Source organism: Streptomyces sp. LS1784 (assembly GCF_020103755.1).
Lineage (GTDB): Bacteria > Actinomycetota > Actinomycetes > Streptomycetales > Streptomycetaceae > Kitasatospora.
Window position 1 is genome coordinate 1 of record NZ_JAHSQD010000516.1, and the last position, 5,996, is coordinate 5,996.

Here is a 5,996-nt window from a genome sequence, read left to right on the forward strand (position 1 = left end):
GGAGCCCGCGCCGGCCGCCGGCCCCGGCCCGGACGGGATCGACTGGGAGGCCGAGGCCGCCGCTCTGGAGGCCGGCGCCGACCCGGTGGGCGCCGCCCGCGAGGGCGGGAAGGACGAGTGGGACGGCCAGGAGGACGGCCGCCACGAGGACGACGGGTACCTCGACGAGCACGCCGAGACCGGGGAGGCCGGCTTCCTCGGGGAGCAGGACGACTCCCGCGAGGCCCAGAAGAAGCGCAAGGAGAAGGGCAAGAAGTCGGGCCGCCGCAACGGCGGCGCCTGCCTGCTGGTCGCACTGGTGCTGCTCGGCGCCGTGGGCGGGGCCGGCTGGTGGGGATACGGCTTCTGGCAGGACCACTTCGGCCCCGCGCCGGACTTCACCGGCGAGGGCACCACCCCCGTCCAGGTCGAGGTCAAGAAGGGCGCGGTCGGCGGGCAGATCGGCCTGGCGCTGAAGACCGCCGGCGTGGTCAAGAGCGTCGACGCGTTCTCCGCGGCCTGCAAGGCCGAGCCCAAGTGCGGCACCATCCAGTACGGCTTCTACGAGATGAAGAAGGAGATGTCGGCGGCCGCCGCGCTCAAGGAGCTGCTCGACCAGGCGGGCGGCGCGGCGATCGTGATCCCGGAGGGCAAGAACTCCTCCGAGATCTACGCCAAGATCGACGACAAGCTGAAGCTCCAGAAGGGCACCACGGCGGGCGTCGCCAAGGCCCAGGTCAACGACCTCGGCCTGCCGGCGTACGCGCAGGGCAACATCGAGGGCTTCCTCTGGCCGACGCGCTACAACATCGCCGAGGGCATGAAGCCCGAGGACCTGCTCAAGCAGATGGTGAAGAACGCCACCGAGAAGTACGCCGGCCTGGACTCCCAGGCCGCCTCGGTGGGGCTGAAGACCGGCTACGAGGTGCTCATCGAGGCGAGCATCCTCCAGCGCGAGGGCAACAACCCCGAGGACTTCGCCAAGATGGCCAAGACCATCCAGAACCGGCTGGCCGCCGGCGGCGAGATCAACCACCGGCTCGGCATGGACACCACGCTCCAGTACTCGTTGGGCCGCAAGGAGCTCGACAAGAAGGACATGGACGACGCATCCAACAAGTACAACACCTACATCAACCAGGGCCTGCCGCCCGGTCCGATCTCCAACCCCGGCGACGACGCGATCAACGCGGTGCTGCACCCGGCGGACGGCAAGTGGCTGTACTTCATCGCGATGTCCCCGACCAACACCCGGTTCGCCGAGACGAGCAAGGAGCACTACGCCAACGTCAAGGAGTTCTGCCTGGCGGCCGGCAACGGCTTCGACGAGGCACGTGGCCACTGCACCACCAAGAAGTAGCCACGGTCGGAAGACAGTTCACGGAGGGGCAGCGTTGACCAGCAAGCACCGGGCGGCCGTACTCGGCTCGCCGATCGCCCACTCGCTCTCGCCCGACCTGCACCGCGCCGCCTTCGCGGCGCTCGGGCTGGACGGCTGGCGCTACGACCGCTTCGAGGTCGACGAGGCCGGGCTGCCCGGGTTCGTCGCCGCCCTGGACGAGGCCGAGTGGGCCGGGTTGTCGCTCACCATGCCGCTCAAGCGGGCGGTCATCCCGCTGCTCGACGAGGTCAGCGCGACGGCCCGCTCGGTGGACGCGGTGAACACCGTGGTGTTCACCGCCGACGGCCGGCGCACCGGGGACAACACCGACGTTCCCGGGCTGGTCAACGCGCTGCGCGAGCGGGGGATCACCGAGGTGCCCGAGGCGGCCGTGCTGGGCGCCGGGGCCACCGCCTCCTCGGCGCTGGCCGCGCTCGCCCAGATCTGCACCGGCGAGGTGACGGTCTACGTGCGCAGCGTCGAGCGGGCCCGGGAGATGGCCGAGCTGGGCGAGCGGCTCGGCGTGGCCGTCCGCACCGCCGACTGGGAGCGCGGCGCGCAGGCGCTGGCCCGGCCGCTGACCGTCTCCACCACGCCGGTCGGCGCGACCGACGTCTTCGCCGACGCGCTGCCCGCCGAGCCGGGCGCGCTGTTCGACGTGCTGTACCACCCGTGGCCGACGGCGCTGGCCGCCGCCTGTGCCGGGCGCGGGGCGACCGTCCTGGGCGGGCTGGACCTCCTGGTGCACCAGGCGGTGCTGCAGAGCGAGGCCTTCACCGGGCGGACGCCCGGGCCGCTGGCGGCGATGCGCGAGGCGGGGGAGAAGGCGCTCGCCGGGCACTGAGCCCCGGCCGCGGACTCCGGCGTCGGGCCGGGCACCCGGTCCTACGGCCGGGCGCCCGGCCCGCCCTCCGGCGGGTTCCGGGGCCGTTCCCGGCCGGATCGTGGCCGGTTGCCGTCCGTCACGCGGACTGTGCCCCCAGGTGCTGCTGGGGCATGAAAGGATTCAGGCACAAGGCACGCCCGGGCGGGCCCCGGCGGTGCCGAGGTCCGGTCCGCTGATGAAGGAGCTCCGTTGGGTACGTTGCGCTGGCTGACGGCGGGGGAGTCGCACGGTCCCGCACTCGTCGCGACGCTGGAAGGCCTGCCCGCCGGTGTACCGGTCACCACCGACGTGGTGGCCGACGCGCTGGCGCGCCGCCGGCTCGGTTACGGCCGCGGGGCGCGGATGAAGTTCGAACAGGACGAGGTGACCTTCCTCGGCGGCGTCCGGCACGGTCTGACCATGGGCAGCCCGGTCGCGATCATGGTCGGCAACACCGAGTGGCCGAAGTGGGAACAGGTCATGTCGGCCGACCCGGTCGACCCCGAGGTGCTGGCGGGCCTGGCCCGCAACGAGGCGCTCACCCGCCCCCGGCCCGGTCACGCCGACCTGGCCGGCATGCAGAAGTACTCGATCGAGGAGGCGCGGCCGATCCTGGAGCGCGCCAGCGCCCGCGAGACGGCCGCCCGGGTCGCGCTGGGCGCCGTCGCCCGCGCGTACCTCCGCGAGGTGGCCGGGATCGAGATCGTCAGCCACGTGGTCGAGCTGGCCGCCGCCAAGGCGCCGGCCGGCGTGCTGCCGCTGCCCTCGGACGAGGCCCGGCTGGACGCCGACCCGGTGCGCTGCCTGGACGCCGAGGCCTCGAAGGCGATGGTCGCCGAGATCGACCAGGCCCACAAGGACGGCGACACCCTGGGCGGCGTGGTCGAGGTGCTGGCGTACGGCGTGCCGGTGGGCCTCGGCTCGCACGTGCACTGGGACCGCCGGCTGGACGCGCGGCTGGCCGCCGCGCTGATGGGCATCCAGGCGATCAAGGGCGTCGAGGTCGGCGACGGCTTCGACCTGGCCCGGGTGCCGGGCTCCGAGGCGCACGACGAGATCGTCCCCACCCCCGAGGGCGTCAAGCGCACCTCCGGCCGCTCCGGCGGCACCGAGGGCGGCCTGTCCACCGGCGAGGTGCTGCGGGTGCGCGCCGCGATGAAGCCGATCGCCACCGTGCCGCGGGCGCTCCAGACCCTGGACGTGCGCACCGGTGAGCCGGCCAAGGCGCACCACCAGCGCTCGGACGTCTGCGCGGTGCCGGCCGCGGGCATCGTCGCCGAGGCGATGGTCGCGCTGGTGCTGGCGGACGCCGTGAACGAGAAGTTCGGCGGCGACAACGTCTCCGAGACCCGGCGCAACGTCCAGGGCTACCTCGACAACCTGATCGTCCGATAATGAGCGAGCGGCCAGAAGAAGGGGCCTCCTGGCGAAGCCACCGGCCGAGCGAAGCGGGGGCCGGGGGTAATTCGCCCGTTGTCGTGCTGGTCGGCCCGCCCGGCAGTGGCAAGTCCACCGTCGGGCGGGTCCTGGCCGAGCGCCTGGGTGTCGGCTTCCGGGACACCGACGCCGACATCGAGGCGACGGCCGGAAAGCCCATCCCGGAGATCTTCGTCGACGAGGGCGAGCCGCACTTCCGCGCGCTGGAGGCGGCCGCCGTGCGCACGGCGGCCGAGGGGCACGACGGGATCCTGGCGCTCGGCGGCGGCGCGGTGCTGGCCGAGGCCACCCGCACGCTGCTGCGCGAGCTGCCGGTGGTCTTCCTGGAGGTCCCGCTGGCCGACGCGGTCAAGCGGGTCGGCCTGGACGCCCCGCGCCCGCTGCTGGCCATCAACCCGCGGGCCCGCTGGCGCGAGCTGATGGAGGCCCGCCGCCCCCTCTACCTGGAGGTGGCCACCGCCGTGGTCGACACCGCCGGGCGCAGCCCGGAGCAGGTCGCGGACGCCGTACTGGAAGCACTGGAGCTGAAGACCCCCCATGACTGACACCACCGTCAGGATCCACGTCGGCGGCAGCGCCGGCCACGACCCGTACGACGTGCTGATCGGGCACCAGCTGCTCGGCGAGCTGGCGCCGCTGATCGGCGCCCGGGCGAAGCGGGTCGCGATCATCCACCCGGAGGCGCTGGCCGCCACCGCCGACGCGATCCGCGAGGACCTGCTCGGCGAGGGCTACGAGGCCATCGCGCTGCAGGTGCCCAACGCCGAGGACGCCAAGAGCGCCGAGGTCGCCGCGTACTGCTGGTCGGTGCTCGGGCAGACCGGCTTCACCCGCAGCGACGTCATCGTCGGCCTCGGTGGCGGCGCCACCACCGACCTGGCCGGCTTCGTCGCCGCCACCTGGCTGCGCGGGGTGCGCTGGATCTCCATGCCCACCACGCTGCTCGGCATGGTCGACGCGGCGGTCGGCGGCAAGACCGGCATCAACATCGCCGAGGGCAAGAACATGGTCGGCGCGTTCCACCCGCCGGTGGGCGTGCTGGCGGACCTCGGCACCCTGGAGACCGTGCCCAGGCACGACTACGTCTCCGGCCTGGCCGAGGTCATCAAGTGCGGCTTCATCGCCGACCCGGCCATCCTCGACCTGATCGAGGCCGACCCGGAGGGCGCCAAGTCGCCGGCGGGGCCGCACACCGTCGAGCTGATCCGCCGGGCCATCCAGGTCAAGGCCGACGTGGTCTCCGGGGACCTCAAGGAATCCGGGCGGCGCGAGATCCTCAACTACGGGCACACCCTCGGCCACGCCATCGAGCGCAACGAGCGGTACAAGTGGCGGCACGGCGCGGCGATCTCCATCGGCATGGTCTTCGCCGCCGAACTCGGCCGTCTGGCCGGGCGGTTGGACGACGAGACGGCCGACCGGCACCGTACCGTGCTGGCCTCGGTCGGTCTGCCGCTGAGCTACCGGGCGGACGCCTGGCCGAAGCTGCTGGACGCGATGAAGATCGACAAGAAGTCGCGCGGCGACCTGATCCGCTTCATCGTGCTGGACGGCCTGGGCAAGACCTCCGTGCTGGAGGGCCCCGACCCGTCGCTGCTGGTCGCCGCGTACGCGGAGGTCTCCGCGTGACCAGGGTGATGGTCCTCAACGGCCCCAACCTGGGCCGGCTGGGCAGCCGCGAGCCGGACGTCTACGGCGCCACCTCGTACGCCGGACTGGTCGAGCGCTGCACCGCGCTGGGCAAGGAGTTCGGCTTCGAGGTCGAGGTGCACGAGACCAACTCCGAGCAGCAGATGGTGGAGTGGCTGCACGAGGCGGCGGACGGCCGGGTGCCGGTGGTGATCAACCCCGGTGCGTTCACGCACTACTCGTACGCGATGCGGGACGCCGCGGCGCAGCGCACCGCGCCGCTGATCGAGGTGCACATCTCCAACCCGTACGCCCGGGAGACCTTCCGGCACACCTCGGTGATCGCCGCGGTGGCCTCCGGCACCATCGCCGGATTCGGGCTGGGCTCCTACGAGCTGGCACTGCGCGCGCTGGCCGAGCAGCTCACCACCCGCTGAGGGTACGGGCGGTGGCCCGGCAGCGGACTGTGCCCGCTGCCGGGCCGCCGTGTAGTGTCCCCGCTGAAAGGTGTCGGGAGGTGCCGTGACGCAGTACGCCGGAGGTGGGCAGGTCCCGCCGCGTCCTGTCGCTCCGCCGGTGCCGCCGGGGGGCGGTACACGGGGGACGTCCTCGGGGGCGCCGGTCTCCCCTCCGTCTCCGCCGCCGGTCCGCCCGGCGCCCGCTGCCCCCACCGCTCCCGGGCCCACCGCTCCCGGGCCCACCGCT

Annotated in this window: 6 protein-coding genes; all 6 read left to right on the forward strand. The window is 73.2% G+C overall.

What is annotated here, in order from left to right; all coding sequences use genetic code 11:
- The coding region (mltG, locus tag KS423_RS36375; RefSeq protein ID WP_224284016.1) for an endolytic transglycosylase MltG at positions 1–1,339 on the forward strand (1,339 nt) is incomplete at its 5' end.
- 34 nt (positions 1,340–1,373) lie between these two features.
- The gene (locus KS423_RS36380; protein WP_224284017.1) at positions 1,374–2,204 is read left to right on the forward strand and encodes a shikimate dehydrogenase; all 831 of its coding nucleotides are present in this window, start codon (positions 1,374–1,376) and stop codon (positions 2,202–2,204) included.
- Between the two features lie 231 nt (positions 2,205–2,435).
- A complete protein-coding gene (gene aroC, locus KS423_RS36385; RefSeq protein WP_224284018.1) occupies positions 2,436–3,620 on the forward strand; it encodes a chorismate synthase in 1,185 nt (394 codons plus the stop codon).
- The gene (locus KS423_RS36390; protein WP_224284019.1) at positions 3,620–4,207 is read left to right on the forward strand and encodes a shikimate kinase; all 588 of its coding nucleotides are present in this window, start codon (positions 3,620–3,622) and stop codon (positions 4,205–4,207) included. The genes aroC and KS423_RS36390 overlap by 1 nt, the downstream gene beginning before the upstream one ends.
- Positions 4,200–5,291, forward strand: a complete 1,092-nt coding sequence (aroB, locus tag KS423_RS36395; RefSeq protein ID WP_224284020.1) for a 3-dehydroquinate synthase — start codon at positions 4,200–4,202, stop codon at positions 5,289–5,291. The genes KS423_RS36390 and aroB overlap by 8 nt, the downstream gene beginning before the upstream one ends.
- An 8-nt stretch (positions 5,292–5,299) precedes the next feature.
- On the forward strand, positions 5,300–5,728 hold the full coding sequence (gene aroQ, locus KS423_RS36400) for a type II 3-dehydroquinate dehydratase (RefSeq protein WP_224284021.1): 429 nt from the start codon (positions 5,300–5,302) through the stop codon (positions 5,726–5,728).
- The last annotated feature ends 268 nt before the right edge of the window (positions 5,729–5,996 follow it).

Bases quoted from the DNA above. Each gene is read 5' to 3' on its own strand.
- aroB (WP_224284020.1), top strand. From the start codon at position 4,200: ATGACTGACACCACCGTCAGGATCCACGTCGGCGGCAGCGCCGGCCAC.
- KS423_RS36390 (WP_224284019.1), top strand. From the start codon at position 3,620: ATGAGCGAGCGGCCAGAAGAAGGGGCCTCCTGGCGAAGCCACCGGCCG.
- aroQ (WP_224284021.1), top strand. From the start codon at position 5,300: ATGGTCCTCAACGGCCCCAACCTGGGCCGGCTGGGCAGCCGCGAGCCG.